10 protein-coding genes are annotated in these 14668 nt (G+C 73.0%); 7 read left to right on the top strand and 3 right to left on the bottom strand.

Annotated features, from left to right (window positions below):
- Positions 1 to 213 precede the first annotated feature (213 nt).
- Complete coding sequence (locus ACH45E_RS30280; protein ID WP_361452573.1) at positions 214 to 1665, top strand: cytosine permease; 1452 nt, start codon at positions 214 to 216, stop codon at positions 1663 to 1665.
- Positions 1666 to 1675: 10 nt separating this feature from the next.
- On the opposite strand, the gene ACH45E_RS30275 is transcribed toward ACH45E_RS30280, so the two are convergent.
- Positions 1676 to 2701 carry a YihY/virulence factor BrkB family protein gene (locus tag ACH45E_RS30275; protein ID WP_361452570.1) on the bottom strand — a complete coding sequence of 342 codons (1026 nt, stop codon included), beginning with the start codon at positions 2699 to 2701 and terminating at the stop codon, positions 1676 to 1678.
- Positions 2702 to 2739: 38 nt separating this feature from the next.
- Positions 2740 to 3174, bottom strand: a complete 435-nt coding sequence (locus ACH45E_RS30270) for a hypothetical protein (protein ID WP_361452568.1) — start codon at positions 3172 to 3174, stop codon at positions 2740 to 2742.
- Positions 3175 to 3248: 74 nt separating this feature from the next.
- Here ACH45E_RS30270 and ACH45E_RS30265 point away from each other — a divergent pair, with 74 nt between their 5' ends.
- The gene (locus ACH45E_RS30265; RefSeq protein ID WP_361452565.1) at positions 3249 to 3650 is read left to right on the top strand and encodes an AraC family ligand binding domain-containing protein; all 402 of its coding nucleotides are present in this window, start codon (positions 3249 to 3251) and stop codon (positions 3648 to 3650) included.
- Positions 3651 to 3667: 17 nt separating this feature from the next.
- Here ACH45E_RS30265 and ACH45E_RS30260 read toward each other — a convergent pair whose 3' ends face one another.
- Positions 3668 to 5062, bottom strand: coding sequence for a glycoside hydrolase family 43 protein (locus tag ACH45E_RS30260; protein ID WP_361452562.1), 1395 nt, complete (start codon positions 5060 to 5062; stop codon positions 3668 to 3670).
- 205 nt (positions 5063 to 5267) lie between these two features.
- On the opposite strand from ACH45E_RS30260, the gene ACH45E_RS30255 reads away from it, so the two are divergent.
- From ACH45E_RS30255 to fxsT, 5 genes are read left to right on the top strand one after another with little or no spacing between them, the layout of a single operon-like run.
- Positions 5268 to 6692, top strand: coding sequence for an amidase (locus tag ACH45E_RS30255; RefSeq protein ID WP_361452559.1), 1425 nt, complete (start codon positions 5268 to 5270; stop codon positions 6690 to 6692).
- Positions 6693 to 6719: 27 nt separating this feature from the next.
- Positions 6720 to 7724 carry a trypsin-like peptidase domain-containing protein gene (locus ACH45E_RS30250; RefSeq protein ID WP_361452556.1) on the top strand — a complete coding sequence of 335 codons (1005 nt, stop codon included), beginning with the start codon at positions 6720 to 6722 and terminating at the stop codon, positions 7722 to 7724.
- A complete protein-coding gene (locus ACH45E_RS30245) occupies positions 7721 to 9226 on the top strand; it encodes a hypothetical protein (RefSeq protein ID WP_361452553.1) in 1506 nt (501 codons plus the stop codon). Before ACH45E_RS30250 ends, ACH45E_RS30245 begins: the two co-directional genes overlap by 4 nt.
- Complete coding sequence (locus tag ACH45E_RS30240) at positions 9223 to 10299, top strand: AAA family ATPase (RefSeq protein ID WP_361452550.1); 1077 nt, start codon at positions 9223 to 9225, stop codon at positions 10297 to 10299. The genes ACH45E_RS30245 and ACH45E_RS30240 overlap by 4 nt, the downstream gene beginning before the upstream one ends.
- Positions 10296 to 14663, top strand: coding sequence for an FxSxx-COOH system tetratricopeptide repeat protein (gene fxsT, locus ACH45E_RS30235; RefSeq protein ID WP_361452547.1), 4368 nt, complete (start codon positions 10296 to 10298; stop codon positions 14661 to 14663). The genes ACH45E_RS30240 and fxsT overlap by 4 nt, the downstream gene beginning before the upstream one ends.
- Positions 14664 to 14668: the final 5 nt, after the last annotated feature.

Below are 14668 nucleotides of genomic sequence, written 5' to 3'. Positions count from 1 at the left end.
CTCCCATCTCCGCGCCCCGCCGTGCCCCGCGCGGCCCCCTTCGGCCCCGGCCGCCGGCCGGGCTCTCCTAGTACCCGGCGCCCGAGGGTCGACACGCGGAACGCGCCTGCTCCCGACCGGCGCCCCGGGCAAGAGTCCGCACCGCGGGACTGGTGCTTCCGCATCCGGGGGAAGAACATGGCCACAGTGACGATCGAGCACTCGGGAGGCACCATGACCACCCAGACGACTCCCCGGGTGACGGGTCTGGAGATCCGCTCGATCGACTACGTCCCGCTGGACGAACGGCACGGCAAGCTGTGGCATCTGGGACCCCTGTGGTTCATGTCCAACGCGCAGATCGCGACCCTCGCGGTGGGGCTGATCAGCATCACCTCGGGCGGCAACCTCATCTGGTCGCTCATCGCGATCGTGGCCGGCACCGTCATCGGCACGTTCTTCATGGCCTTCCACTCGGCCCAGGGCCCCCAGCTCGGACTCCCCCAGATGATCCAGTCGCGGCCGCAGTTCGGCTACGTCGGTGCCCTGCTGGTGTGGATCTTCGCCTATGTGCAGTACGCGGGGTTCAACGTCTTCAACACCATCCTCGCCGGAGAGGCGCTGCACAGCACGCTGCACGGGGGCGTCAAGCTGTGGGTGATCGTGGTGACCGCCATCGCGTTCGTCGTCGCGCTGGTCGGCTACGACATCATCCACAAGGCCGAGCGCGTCCTGACGTACACCTTCCTGGTGGTCTTCGGCGTCTTCACGGTGGGTGTGCTGACCACGCTGCACTACCCGGCGGGCTCCTTCGACCTCGGTCACTTCGCGTGGACGCCGTTCCTCGCCCAGTTCGGCGTGGTCGCCGGCTACCAGATCAGCTGGGCCATCTACGTGTCGGACTACTCGCGCTACCTCCCGCCGGACGTCACCGTCCGCAAGACCTTCTACTGGACGTACTTCGGCTCGGCGCTCGGCGGTATCTGGCTGATGGTCCTCGGGGCGCTGCTGGCCGCCTGGGCGGGCAAGGGCTTCGACACGATCGCCTCGATCAACGCGGCCGGCGACAAGGTGTTCGACGGGTTCGGCGCGATCGTGCTGCTCTTCGCCACGCTGGGCCTGGTGTCCGTCACCGCGCTGAACATGTACGGCGGCTCGCTCACCCTCATCAGCGCCATCGACTCCTTCCGGCGCGTGACGCCGACCCTGACGGTCCGGCTGGTGACCATCGGGCTGACCGCGGCGCTCTCCGTGATCGGCGCGCTGGCGGCGACCGCGAACTTCCTCAGCAACTTCGAGAACTTCCTGCTGCTGGTCCTCTACCTCTTCATCCCGTGGACCGCGGTGAACCTGATGGACTACTACGTCGTGCGCCGCGGGCACTACGCGATCGCCGAGATCTTCCACCCGCACGGGATCTACGGGCGGTGGGGCTGGCACGGGATCATCGCCTACCTGGTGGGGTTCGCCACGATGGTGCCGTTCTTCTCCGTGGGCACCCTGTACGTCGGCCCGATCGCCAGGGCGCTCGACGGTGCCGACCTCTCCCTCTTCGTCGGTCTGCCGGTGTCCGCGGTCCTGTACTGGCTGCTGACCCGGGACATCGACGTGGCGGCGGAGACCCGGCTGGCGCAGGCCGAGGCGCAGGCGCTGGAGAGCGCGGCGCACGAACACCGCGAACCGTGACCGGACGCCCTCACCCGCCGTGGTGCCGGGCCTCCTCCTCAGCGCGCTCCTCCGCGCGCTCCTCCACCTCCTCCATGTGGCGTTGCTCCTCCTCGCTCCAGGCACGGGTGTCGCGGGGTGGCAGATAGGGTTCCGCGTCCTCGGGCAGCCCTTCGGCGACGGCGCGGCGGCGGGCCAGTTCGGCGTCGAACTCGAGGCCGAGGAGGATCGCGATGTTGCTGATCCACAGCCACACCAGGAAGACGATCACACCGGCGAGCGTGCCGTAGGTCTTGTTGTACGAGGCGAAGTTCGACACGTAGAAGGCGAAACCGGCCGAGGCGATCATCCAGACGACCAGGGCCAGCACGCTGCCCGGTGTGATCCACTTGAAGCCGCGGCCCTTCACATTGGGCGCCGCCCAGTACAGCAGCGCGATCATGACCATCACCAGGACGACCAGCGCCGGCCACTTCACGACCGACCACACCGCCAGGGCGGAGTCGCCGATGCCCAGCGCCCCGCCGGCCTGGCGGGCGATGCCGCCGGTGAAGACCACGATCAGCGCGCTGATCACCGCGAGCAGCAGCAGCGCGACCGTGACGCCCACCCGTACGGGAAGGATCTTCCACATCGGCCGGCCCTCGGGCATGTCGTAGACGGCGTTGGCCGAGCGGATGAACGCCGCGATGTAGCCGGAGGCCGACCAGACCGCCAGCAGGATGCCGACGACGGCCATGGCCGAGCCGACGCCGCCCCGGCCCTGCAACTGCTGCACCGCGTCACCGATGAGGTCCCGCGCCGAACCGGGGGCCAGCTTCTGGATGTTGCCCAGGACCTCCTGGGTCGCCGACTTCCCGGCGATGCCCAGCAGGGAGACCAGTACCAGCAGCGCCGGGAACATCGACAGCACCCCGTAGTACGTCAGCGCCGCGGCCCGGTCGGCGAGTTCGTCGCCCTGGAACTCCTTGACCGTGCCCTTCAGCACCGCCGGCCAGGACGGTCGGGGCGGTTGTGCGGGCTCGTCCGGCTGAGTGGATCGTGATGTCGGTGCCATACCTCCCCGGTAACCCGTGCTGTCCAGGACATGCCCGGTCAGGTGATCGCCGCCAGCGCCGTGATGCCCAGCGCCGGCAGAACCACCACCTTGGCCACCTCGAGGGCCACGTACACCAGATGAGCGCGGGAACGCCCGGCCTCCTCCCCCGCCAGGATCCGGTCGGAGCGGCGGTTGAGCACCGGGCGGACGCCGGCGATCTGCACCGCCGACAGGCCGGCGGCCAGCCCGGTCAGGACCGCCACGGGAGCGGGCGGACCGCCGACGGCGACGGCCGTGACCACGGCGGCGGCCAGCACCGCCTCGACGAGGTTGAGGGCCCGGAAGACGAGACGGCCGATGCCGAGCCCGATGCGCACGGTCACCCCCGGGGCCCGGAACTTGAGCGGCGCCTCCAGGAAGGAGATGGCGAGCACCATCCCCAGCCAGACGAACGTGACCCCTGCGGCTGTCGCGGCCGACCCGGTCGTCATGCCCTTGCCCCTCTCGTCTCGCACCGGGTGTCCGCGCACCCGGAAATATGCATGCCAGATGCTAATTTATAGGTGTGACACATGATGACGGCGACCGCCCCCGCCCGGCAGCACAGCCCCCGGTCCCCCGGATCCTGTGCGACACCGGGTCGCTCACCGCGCCCGACGACACGTCGGCGGGCGCGCTGTGGCGGCTGGCCGAACCCGGACGGCAGCTCGACGCCAACATCGTCCGCCTGCCGCCCACCCGGCGCGTCGACCCCCACACCGAGCCGGACCTCGACGTCCTGCTGCTGGTCGTCGCCGGCGAGGGCACGCTGGTCTCCACGCAGGGCACGCAGCACCTGGGCACCGGAAGCATGGCCTGGCTGCCGCACGGCAGCACCCGGGGCCTGGTCGCGGGCGCGGCCGGCCTGTCGTACCTGACCGTCCACCGACGCCGCCCCGGCATGCAGATCCGCCCGCCCCGCCCCTAGGGCCTGTCTGACAGGCCCTAGCTCCAGGCCGCCACCGGCACGAAGGAGCTGTCCTGCCGGAAGAGGTCCGTGCCGTCGGACTCCTCGACGCGCAGCTGGTAGTCGTAGTGGCGCAGGTAGTGGCCGGGGTAGTTGTACGACTCGAGGCGCACCGAGCCGCTGGCCGAGCCCGCCCGCGCGATGAAGGTGGCGTCCTTCGCGAACGTCGTCGTCCCGTCGCCTGCGTCGAAGCGGCCCCGGAAGCCGTAGTGCCTCAGGTAGTTGCCGGACGCGTCGCGGAACGAGTAGCCGTTCGCGTCCGCCAGGCCGGCGACCACGGTGAACGTGGCGGCCTGCTTGTCGGCGGTGGCACTGGAGGCGGTCACCACCGGCAGGTTGAGCAGGGCGGACAGTTCCTCCCAGTACCGCGTCGGGTAGTTGGCGGACCGGAAGGAGCGGGTGGCGTTCCTGGTGAGGCTCGCGCCGCCGGACACCGTCTCCTTGACGACGGTGAAGTGGCGGGCGGTGCCCGAGATGCCGGGCAGCGCCTTCGGCGTGCTCCATGTGGCGAAGGTGTCGTAGCTGTCGCTGTAGTAGTAGGTGCCGTCGCCGTAGCCGTCGAAGAAGATCCGCCAGGCGCCGTTGTCGAGCTGGATCACCGAGGGACCCTCGCGGTAACTGCCCCAGCCGGCCCAGTCTCCGGTCCTGGAGATCGTGTAGGGGCCGGTGAGGCTGGTGGCGGTGGCGTACTCGATGTACTTCGCCGTCTCGTTCTTGGTGAAGGCGTGATAGGTCGAGCCGATCCGCACGATGTACGTGTCGATGTGGTTCGCGCCGATGCCCGACAGGGCCACCGGTGAACTCCAGGCCGTCAGCGCTGTGTTGGTGGCCTTCAGCAGATACGGCGTGAAGATCCACTCGTCGTCGGCGGTCGAGCACGACACGATGACGTTGACGCTGCCGTCCGAGTCCACGAACCATTCGGGGGCCCAGGCTCGGGACAGGTTCGCCAGCGGGACGGTGTAGTCGTACAGGAAGGTCCAGTCGGTCCGGTCGGCGCTGCGGGCGAAGCCGATGGTGGTGCTGACGTCCTGCCAGGTGTGGGTGGTGTAGGTGAGGTAGTAGTAACCGTCCGTGTGCTTGAAGACACTGACGTCCCGGATGCGGTTCGCCGGCGGGGTGTACGCGGAGGCCTTCACCAGGCGGAAGTCGGTGGCGTCGTCCGACTGGTAGACGTTCACCGTGCCGTCGTCGCTGCCCAGGAACGGCACGATCGTGTAGCGGGTGGCGGAGCCGCTCGCGGGCGCGGCGGCCTCGGCCGTGCCGAGCAGACCGGGGAGCCCGCCCAGCGCGACCGCCGAGGCGGGCAGGGCGGCCAGTGCGCGCAGGAGGCTGCGGCGGGACGGGGCGGGGGCGGGGGGTCGGCTGGTCACGGGCGGCTCTCCCTGGAAGAACTCGAACTCGAAGGATCGTTCGACTTTTCGAACCAAGTTCGAAAAGTCGGCAAGAAGTTAGAGGTACGGCAGGTGCACGTCAATACTTCCGACGTGGCTGGATGCCACCTGTGGAAAAGCTGTCCGTCGCGCCTCCCGGACGTTACCGTTCGGTAGACGACGTGCTCCCCGGAGGTGTCCCGCAATGACGCTCGACCGTGCCGCAGGCCTGGCGGAGTCCGCTCGCGCCCTGGCCGAGGGGGAGGTGACCTCCCGTGCCCTGGTCGAGGCGGCCTTGGCGCGGATCGAGGCCACCCAGGATTCGCTCAACGCCTTCCGGATCGTGCGGACCCGGGCCGCGCTCGCCGAGGCGGACGCCGCCGACCGGGAACTGGCCACCGGAGTCCGGCGACCGCTGCTCGGGGTGCCCGTCGCGGTGAAGGACGACATGGACGTGGCGGGCGAGCCGACCGCGTTCGGCTGCCGGGGCACGTTCCCACCGGTGCCCGAGGACGGCGAGGCGGTACGGAGGCTGCGCGCGGCCGGGGCCGTGATCGTCGGCAAGACGAACACCTGCGAGTTCGGACAGTGGCCGTTCACGGAGGGACCCGCCTTCGGCGAGACCCGCAACCCATGGCACACGGAGCACACGCCGGGCGGCTCCTCCGGGGGTTCGGCCGCCGCCGTCGCGGCCGGTCTGGTCCCCGCCGCGCTCGGCTCCGACGGCGCCGGGTCGGTGCGGATCCCGGCGTCCTGGACCCATCTGATCGGCGTCAAGCCGCAGCGCGGCCGGGTCTCCACCTGGCCGCGCGGCGAGTCCTTCCAAGGCATCACGGTCAACGGCACCCTGGCCCGTACGGTCGCCGACGCGGCCCTGCTGCTGGACGCGGCGAGCGGCAACCACGCGCTCGACCCGCACCGCCCGCCGGCCGTCGACGCCGTCGCCGCGGTCGGGCGCGACCCCGGCCGGCTGCGCATCGCGCTCGCCCTCAAACCGCCGTTCACCGCCGTGCCCGCCCGGCTCCGGCCGGAGGTACGGACCCGGGTCGTCGAACTCGCCGGGAAACTGGCCGCGTCGGGGCACATCGTCGAGGAGGCCGACCCGCCGTACGGGCAGATCGGGCTGACCTTCGTACCACGCGCCACGGCCGGCATCGCCGAACGGGTCCGGGAGGCGCCCGAGCCCGCGCTGCTCGACCGGCGCACCCACGGCGCCGCCCGTATGGGCCGGCTGCTCGGCGGGGCCCCGCTGCGGGCGGCCCGGCGCGCCGAGGCGGCTCTGCACCGCAGGATCGGCGGGTTCTTCCAGTCGTACGATGTCGTCCTCGCCCCGACGACCGCCGCTCCCCCGCCTCTGATCGGCGCCTTCCACGACCTCGGCGGCCTGGCCACCGACCGCGCCATGATCGCCGCCTGCCCCTACGCCTGGCCGTGGAACGTGCTGGGCTGGCCCGGTGTCAACGTCCCGGCCGGCTTCACCGACGGCGGCCTGCCGGTGGGCGCCCAGCTGCTCGGCCCGGCGAACAGCGAGCCGCTGCTGCTCTCCCTCGCCGCCCAACTGGAGGCGGAACTGCGGTGGTACGAGCTGTGGCCGCCCGAGCCGAGCACCGCCGCCGTCGGGGCTGCGTGAAGCGACCGCGGTGACACCGGCAGACGGGTGTCACCGGCAGCCGTTCTCTGTCAACATCGTGTCAAGACGGAGCGAACGGGGCGCGGGGTGTCGCAGTCGATCGAGGACTCTTGGCGGGTACGCCTTCTCGGCGCGGACAACACACCGGTGGGATCGGGTGTTCTGCTGGACGGGGGACGGGTACTGACCTGCGCTCATGTGGTGAGCGCCCTACTGGGCCTGGCGGACGACGAGAGCCCGCTGGAGCGGCTGGTCGCGCTCGACCACCCGGTCTCGCGGACCGGGCAGGTCTCTCATGGTTCCGTGCTGCCGGGCGGCTGGGCCCCGCCGGACGGGCAGCACGCGGACGTCGCGGTCCTGCGGCTGAACGCTCCGGCGCCGGCCGACTGCCGGCCGGCCCGGCTGCGGCCCTGCGGGCCCTCACGTGGCCGCGGCGTCCGGGTCTTCGGACAGGCCGCGGACGAACCGCCCGGCATCTGGGTCGCCGCCCGGCTGCTCGGAGCGGCGGGCCCGGACTGGGTCCAGCTGGACGGCCTGGACCAGACGGCCTCCCGGGTGCGCGGCGGCTACAGCGGAGCGGGGGCCGTCGACGAGGCGGGCGACGTCGTCGGCATCGTCGTGGCGGCGCTGCGGTCCGGGCCGGCCACCGCCTGGATGATCCCGGTCGAGTCCGCCGTACGGCACTGCCCGGTGCTCGCCGACGCGGTGCCGGACGAGCCGGAGCCCCGGCGCGGCTGGCCGCGCGGCGCCGACCGGGAACTGGCCGCCGCCCTGGCCCGGGTGCCGAGCATGCGGGATCCACAGCGCCGGGAGAGCGTGCTGCGGGACGCCGGTGACGACATCTTCGACCTCGCGGAACGCTCCCCCGTGCTGATCGAGGACATGCGCGGTGTCGCGGAGCTGTGCGTCCAGTACGCCGACGGCGTCGACCGGCTCGTCGACGCCCTTCGCTGGTACGAGCGGGACTCGCTGCCGATGCGGGAGCTGGAGCGGGTCGTGCGCGGGCTGCGCGACGGCGGGCCGCCACCGTGAGAGACACCGGGACACCTCGCACGGACCTGTTCTGGGAGCTGGCGGGTCTGATCGCACGCATCCCCGGCCTCGACAGGCGTCTGCCGCTGCGGCGCGCCGCCGACGCCTTCGCCGAGCACGTCGGGCCGCTGGACGTCGAGCAGTCGGGGATCCTCCGGGAGGACCTGTACGCCATGCTGCGCCAGTGCGACGCGTATCCGGGCGGGCTGCGCTTCTACCTCGACACCCTCGGCAGCGGCCGTACCGGCACCCTGGCCTGGGCGGAGGTCGAACGCATGTATCTGCGGCTGTACCCGGTACGGCTGCTCACGCGGGCCGAGCGCGAGGAGCTGACCGGCCTGCTGGCCGCCCGGCGCTGCGGTCCGCCCCTCGAACAGGTCGCGCTGCGCTTCCTGCCGTCCCTGGAGTCGGCCACCCTCGGCGACCCGGAGCGGCAGGACCCCACCGCGGACCTGCTCGACGCCCTGGAGGACGCGCTCGTACCGCCGGACGGGGCACATCCCCTGGTCTCCTTCGTCGAAGCCGTCGCCGTCCACCAACCAGGGGCACGGGGAGACGGGTTACGGGCCTGGAACGACAGGGTGGCCCAGCGCATCGGCTGTGCCTCGCAGCGGCTGGCCCGGGTCCGGGCCCAGGAGTCGGCCCGGCTCGGGCGCCCCTTCCGTCCGTGCCGGCTGCTGGTGGAGATCGTGGCCCACCCGGCCGCACCGGACGAATACCACGTGCGGGGCTGGCTGCTGGCGCCCGGCGAGGGGCCGCGCTCCCTGCTCGGGGACTGCAGGGTGACCTCGCGCCGGGCGCTGGAGGAGACGGTCGCCGGACTGCACCAAGGAGTGCTGGACCGGCTCGGAGAGCTGAGCGCCGGACTGACGGTGGAGTTCCTGCTGCCGAGACCCCTGCTGTGGCTCGAGGTCGACCAGTTCAAGGTCAGACCCGCCGGCTCGGTGGCCCGCCCGATCGGCGCCGACCACACCGTCCTGGTACGCAGCCGCGACCGGTTCCGCAACCGCCACTGGTGGCCCGCGCTGCGCCGCCGGCTCGCCTGGCTGGAGTCGCATCCGAACGGGGCCTTCGACGCCCCGGCCGTACGGTTCGTCGCCTCCGGCACCATCCCGGAGCCGTACGACCTGCTCAGCCAGCTCCGGGACGGTGACACGCCGTTCTGCTTCGTTCTGCTGGAACCGCCGCCGTACGAGGGCGACTTGCAGACGGATCCCGTCTACGTCCTTCTGGAGGTCGGCATACCGGCCATCGTCGCACTGCGCGGTCCCTACCAACACGCCGACGTGCGGCCCGAGTTGGGGAAAGTCCTGGCAGGCAGGTTGGCCGCGCTGCCGGACCGGGTACGACATCTTCGGGGCGGTGCCACACCGCACGCCGGCGGCCCGTCGGCGACGCTGGACCTGCATCGCCGCGTGACCCTAGTCTGGGACAGCCAAGACGGACTGGAGGGGGCGGAGGCCGCGCTGGGGCATCCGCGGACCGGGGGTGGCCATCCATGAGCGGGGAGACGACCGACGTCCGGCAGGCGCGGCCCCCCGGACCCCCCTCCTGGTGGGTGTTCCGGGACAGCGGCGCCCATCACGCGCCCTCCGATCCGCTGCCCCCACTGCCCTCCCCGCCGCCCTGGCGGCGCTTCAGGCCCGGCACCGACAGCCCGCCCCTGGAGATCCCCGTACCGCCCGACTCCTCGGACGTCGACCGCAAGCTGGGCGCGCGCCGGGCCGGCACCCTGGACCCCGCGGTCGTCGACGTGATCAACGCCGCGATCCAGCTCCGCCGCCCCCTGCTGGTCAGCGGCCAACCGGGCACGGGCAAGTCCAGTCTCGCCTACCAGATCGCCGCCGAACTGGGCCTGGGCCGTGTGCTGTGGTGGCCGGTGGTCAGCCGGACCACACTGCGCGACGGGCTGTACGACTACGACGCCATCGGCCGGGTGCAGGACGCCCCCGTCGGCCCGAGCGCCGTCGGGCAGCGCGGCCCCCTGCCCGACGTCGGCCGCTACCTCACGCTCGGCCCGCTGGGCACCGCCCTGCTGCCCTGGAAGCGGCCGCGGGTACTGCTCATCGACGAACTCGACAAGAGCGACGTCGACCTGCCCAACGACCTGCTGCACATCTTCGAGGAGGGCGAGTTCCGCGTCCGGGAGCTGGAACGGCTCGGCCGGTCGCGCCGCGAGGCGAGTGTCGGCACCGCCGACCACGGCGCCCCGGTCGTGGTGCGCGACGGCAGGGTGCGCTGCTCCGAGTTCCCGGTGGTCGTCATCACCAGCAACGGGGAGCGGGCCTTCTCGCCCGCCTTCCGGCGCAGATGTCTGGAGGTGGAGCTGGCCGCCGCGGACGAGGACCGGCTCGCCGCGATGATCGAGTCGCACTTCGGCCCGGACACGGACCCCCGCGCCCGGCAGCTGATCCGTTCCTTCCTCGAGGAGCGCGGGGACGCCCCGCTCGCCGCCGACCAGCTCCTCAACACCGTGCACATGCTCACCAACGGCGCCGCCGACGCCGACGAGGCGTCCTGGACCCGGTTGCGGGCCGCGCTCTGGCGCAGCCTGTCGACGGACTCCTCACCATGACGGGCCGCACCACCGGCCTGGAGCCGACCGCGCGCGAGTGGGCCGAGGCGCTGTGGCTGGCGCGGCGCATCGGGGCGGGCGACGAGGCGTTACGGGACCGGGCGCCGTACCCGCACGCCGGACAGCGCACGGAACGTACCCCGCCCGCCCTGGAGGACCCGCGGCCCGTCGACACCCCGCAGGTGCCGGACGCCACCGCCGCCGTACCCCGCGGTGTCCCGCCCGCACCGCACCCGGAGACGGCGCCCCCGCCCGCCGAGGAGCCGGCCGGGCTCACCACCGCCACCGCGGCGGCCCCGGCGGTCCGGCTCGCCCCTGACCGGATACCGCGGTCCCTCTTCGACCCCGACATCCGCCCCGGCGTCCTGCGCGACCCCCTCCGGCTCGCCCGGGCCCTCAGGCCGTTCAACCGCCGGGTCCGCTCCCGGCACCGGCACACCCTCGACGAGGAGGCGACAGCCGTCCGGTCCGCCGAGCTCGGCCGGTGGAACCCCGTGCTGCGGGCCGAGCCGGACCGGTGGTTCGAGGTGGCGCTGGTCGTCGAGCAGAGTGTGTCGATGGCCCTGTGGTGGGGCGTCGCCGAGGAGCTCGCCGAACTCCTGCGGCGGCAGGGCGCGTTCACGGACGTACGGGTCTGGCGGCTGGACACCCGGGAAGGCAAGGCGGCCCGGTTGCGTCCGGAGCGGGGCGGCCCGGCCCGGGCCCCGGACGAACTGTTCCACGCGGGGGGCAGGCGGCTGGTGCTGCTGATGACCGACTGCGTCGGGGACGCCTGGGCGGCCGGCACCGTTCCCCGGCTGCTGCGCCGCTGGGCACGCCACGCACCCGTGGCGGTGCTCCAGCCGTTGCCCAGCCGTCTGTGGGATCTGTGCGAGGCGGTGCCCCGCGACGTACGGGTGCGCGCCGGCACGGCCGGAATCCCGAACTCGTGGTTCCTGCTGCGGCACGGCCGGCGCTGGGCGCCGCCGGGGACGGTGGCCGTGCCGGTGCCGGTGCTGGAGCTGGAGGCCTCCTGGTTCGCGGGGTGGGCCCGCATGGTCACGGGCGAGGCCGGCGGGCACAGCGATGTGGCGGCGCTGCTGCTGGACGAGAACGGCCTGGCACCCGCGTCCCTGCCCCCGCTGGCCGCCGGCCGCCGAAGCCGTCCGGCCACCCCCGAACAGGCGGTGCGCCGCTTCCTGCGCCACGCCTCCCCCCAGGCCCAGCGGCTGGCGACCCGCCTGGCGATGGTGCCGCTGCGGCCCGAGGCGGTCAGCGCCGTACAGCGTCTGCTGGGGCGCGCGACCGGGCCGCTGCCGCTCGCGGAGATCCTGCTCGGCGGTCTGCTGTCGGCGCGCACCGACACCGACGCCGACGGCCCGCGTTACGAGTTCCTGGACGGCGTACGCGACCGGCTGCTGCGGGGCCTCGGCCGTACCGAGACCCTGCGCACCCTCCAGGAGGTCTCGGAAGCCGCCGGACGGGCGATGGGAGCGGCCTCCGGGCTGCTCGGCACCCTGGTGTCGGCACCCGCGGAGCTGGACGGTGTCCGGCTCGGCGCCGCGGAGCGGGAACTGCTGTCCGCGGCCGTCCCCGCCCTGGCCGCGCTCGGACCGGTCTACGGAGGTGCACTGGCCCGCGCACGGGAGCACATGTCTTTGGACGCACCGGCCGGTGGGGAGGAGAACGGGCGTCAGCCGGGCACGCCTCGGGAGGACTCGGCGCCCGCCACCACTCCTCGTCCCGGGCACCCGGCTCAGCACACGGAGGTCGCGTCGATGGATCCCGCCCCTTCTCCCACCACGCCACCGGACCCCGCCACCGGTCGCCCCGCGTCCGGTGGCGCTGCGTCCGGTGGTGCGGCACCCCCCGCCGCCCGGCCGCAGCGGCCCGCCCGGCTGCCGCGCGCCATGCCCCTGCCCCAGGCCTCCTACTTCACCGGCCGGGAGGCCGAGCTGGACCGGTTGCGGTCCCTGCTGAATTCGGGCGACCGGGTCGCCGTCCTGCCGTACGCCCTGTACGGCATGGGCGGGGTCGGCAAGACCAGGCTCGCCGTCGAGTACGTGCACCGCCACCACACCGAGTACGAGCGGATCTGGTGGATCGACGCCGAACAGCCCGCCGTGATCCGGCAGCAGCTCGCCTCCCTCGTACCGGACTTCGGCGCCGCCGCCGAAGGAGCGGGGGACCCGGTGGACCGGGTGCTCGCGGCGATGGCGACCGGGGACCCGTTCAGGCGCTGGCTGCTGGTGATGGACAACGCGGGAGCGCCCGAGGACGTCGTCCCCTACATCCCGTCCCTGCTCGGCGTGCCCGACGGCGCCGGTCACGTCCTGGTCACCTCGCGGCACTCCGGGTGGGCCGAACGGGTCAACGCGCTGCACGTGGACGTGTTCACCCGTCAGGAGAGCATCGGGTTCCTGCGCCACCGCACGCCGTGGGCGACCCCCGAGGAGGCGGACCGGCTCGCCGAGTCGCTCGGCGACCTGCCGCTGGCGCTGGAGCACTCGGTCGCCGCGCAGGCCCAGTCCGGCATCCGCACCGGGGTCTACCTGGACCTGCTGGAGCACCGCCGCCAGGAGGTGCTCGCCGAGCCCTCGGCCTCCGGCATCCAGCCCGTCGCGGCCACCTGGCGCACCTCGGTGGACCTGCTGCGCGCACAGAACCCGCAGGCCCTCGAACTGCTGCGGCTGCTGGCCTTCTTCGGGCCGGAACCGATCGCCCAGTCGTTCCTGCGCGACGCCCGCACGCTGCCCCTGCCCGACACCCTCGCACCGGTGGCGCGGGACGAGCTGGCCCGGGGGCGGGCCATCCGGGCCATCAACCAGTTCTCGCTGCTGACCGTCAACCCCGCGACCGGCACCCTCCAGGTGCACCGCCTGCTCGCCGGCGTGCTCCAGGACGAACTGTCCGAGGACGAGGGCACGGTACAGCGCCACCTGGTGCACCGGGTCATCGCCGCACACGACCCCGGCGACTCCCAGCGGCCCCAGAACTGGCGCAACTACGCCGACGTCCTCCCCCATCTGGAGCCGACCGGTCTGCTGCACTGCGGGGACGAGACCGCCCGCGAGACGGCACTGAACATCCTCGGCTATGTGATCGCCTCCGGCGACTTCCGGGGCGCCACGCACCTGGGCCGCCGGATCACCGACGTGTGGACCGCCACGCTGGGCCCCGACCACACCCAGACCCTGTGGGCACGGCGTCAGCAGGCCAGCGCCCACTGGCAGCTGGCCGAGTTCGAGGCGTCCCGGCGGATCAACGAGGACGTACTGCGACGGCTGCGGGCCACGGTGGGCGACGACCACGAGTACACCCTCACGGTGGCCGGCGCGACCGCCGCCGACCTGCGCGCGGCGGGCCGGTTCACCGAGGCGCTGGCACTGGACCGGGACGCCTACCGGCGCAGTGCCCGGCTGCACGGCGCCCGCGCCCCGAAGGCCCTGACCGTCGGGCACAACTACGGGGTGAGCCTGCGCGTCAACGGCCTGTACGAGGAGGCGCTCGCCGTCGACGAGGAGATCCACGAGGCCCGCCTCGAGATCCTGGGCCCCACCGCACGCTCCACGCTGTTCTCCATCAACAACGTCGCTCGCGACATGCGCGAATGCGGCCGGTACGAGGATGCGCTCGTGCTGCAGACGAGCACCCTGGCGCGGTACCGCGAGCAGTACGGCGACCAGCACCCGCACACCCTGCGCGCCATCAAGAACACGTCGGTGACCTGCCGCAAGGCGGGCGAGTTCGAGCAGGGGCTCGCCCTCGCGCGGGAAGTGCTGGAGCTGTACCGGGGGCACTTCGGCCCCGAGCACATCGACACGCTGGCGGCGCTGACCAACCTCTCCAACGACCTGCGCATGACCGGCGATCCGGAAGCGGCGCGCGCCCACAGCGCCGAGGCGCTGCGCGGCTACCACGCGGTGCTGGGCGCTGGGCACCCGCTCGCCGGCGCCGCCGGCGTGAACCACGGCGCCGCCCTGCGCGCCACCCGGCAGCACGCCGAGGCCCGCCGGGTCGACCAGGAGACGGCGGAGGCACTCGGGACCGCGCTCCCCGACGACCACCCGTGGCTGCTGCTCGCCCGGGTCAACCTCGCCACCGACCTGTCCCTGGCCGGCGACCCGGAGACGGCCCGGGCGCTGGGCGAGGACTGCGCCCGCAAGCTGGAGGCCCGCTACGGCGACCGGCATCCCGCGACGCTGGCCGCCCTCACCAACGTGGCACTCGACATGGCCGCGACGGGCGACCCGGCGGCGGGCGAGGAGCTGCTCGCCTCGGTGCAGCGCCGCTATCTCGCGACGCTCGGCGCGGACCATCCGGAGAGCCGGAGCGCGGCCGCCGGGACGCGCGCGGAGTGCGACATCGAGCCACCGCCGATCTGAGCCTC

The organism is Streptomyces sp. NPDC020299, assembly GCF_044387825.1.
GTDB lineage: Bacteria > Actinomycetota > Actinomycetes > Streptomycetales > Streptomycetaceae > Streptomyces.
This window is presented reverse-complemented; position numbering and strand designations above follow the sequence as displayed.

Excerpts from the sequence above, each read along its gene's own strand:
- ACH45E_RS30255 (WP_361452559.1), top strand. The coding sequence starts at position 5,268 with ATGACGCTCGACCGTGCCGCAGGCCTGGCGGAGTCCGCTCGCGCCCTG.
- ACH45E_RS30280 (WP_361452573.1), top strand. The coding sequence starts at position 214 with ATGACCACCCAGACGACTCCCCGGGTGACGGGTCTGGAGATCCGCTCG.
- ACH45E_RS30240 (WP_361452550.1), top strand. The coding sequence starts at position 9,223 with ATGAGCGGGGAGACGACCGACGTCCGGCAGGCGCGGCCCCCCGGACCC.
- ACH45E_RS30275 (WP_361452570.1), bottom strand. The coding sequence starts at position 2,701 with ATGGCACCGACATCACGATCCACTCAGCCGGACGAGCCCGCACAACCG.
- fxsT (WP_361452547.1), top strand. The coding sequence starts at position 10,296 with ATGACGGGCCGCACCACCGGCCTGGAGCCGACCGCGCGCGAGTGGGCC.
- ACH45E_RS30270 (WP_361452568.1), bottom strand. The coding sequence starts at position 3,174 with ATGACGACCGGGTCGGCCGCGACAGCCGCAGGGGTCACGTTCGTCTGG.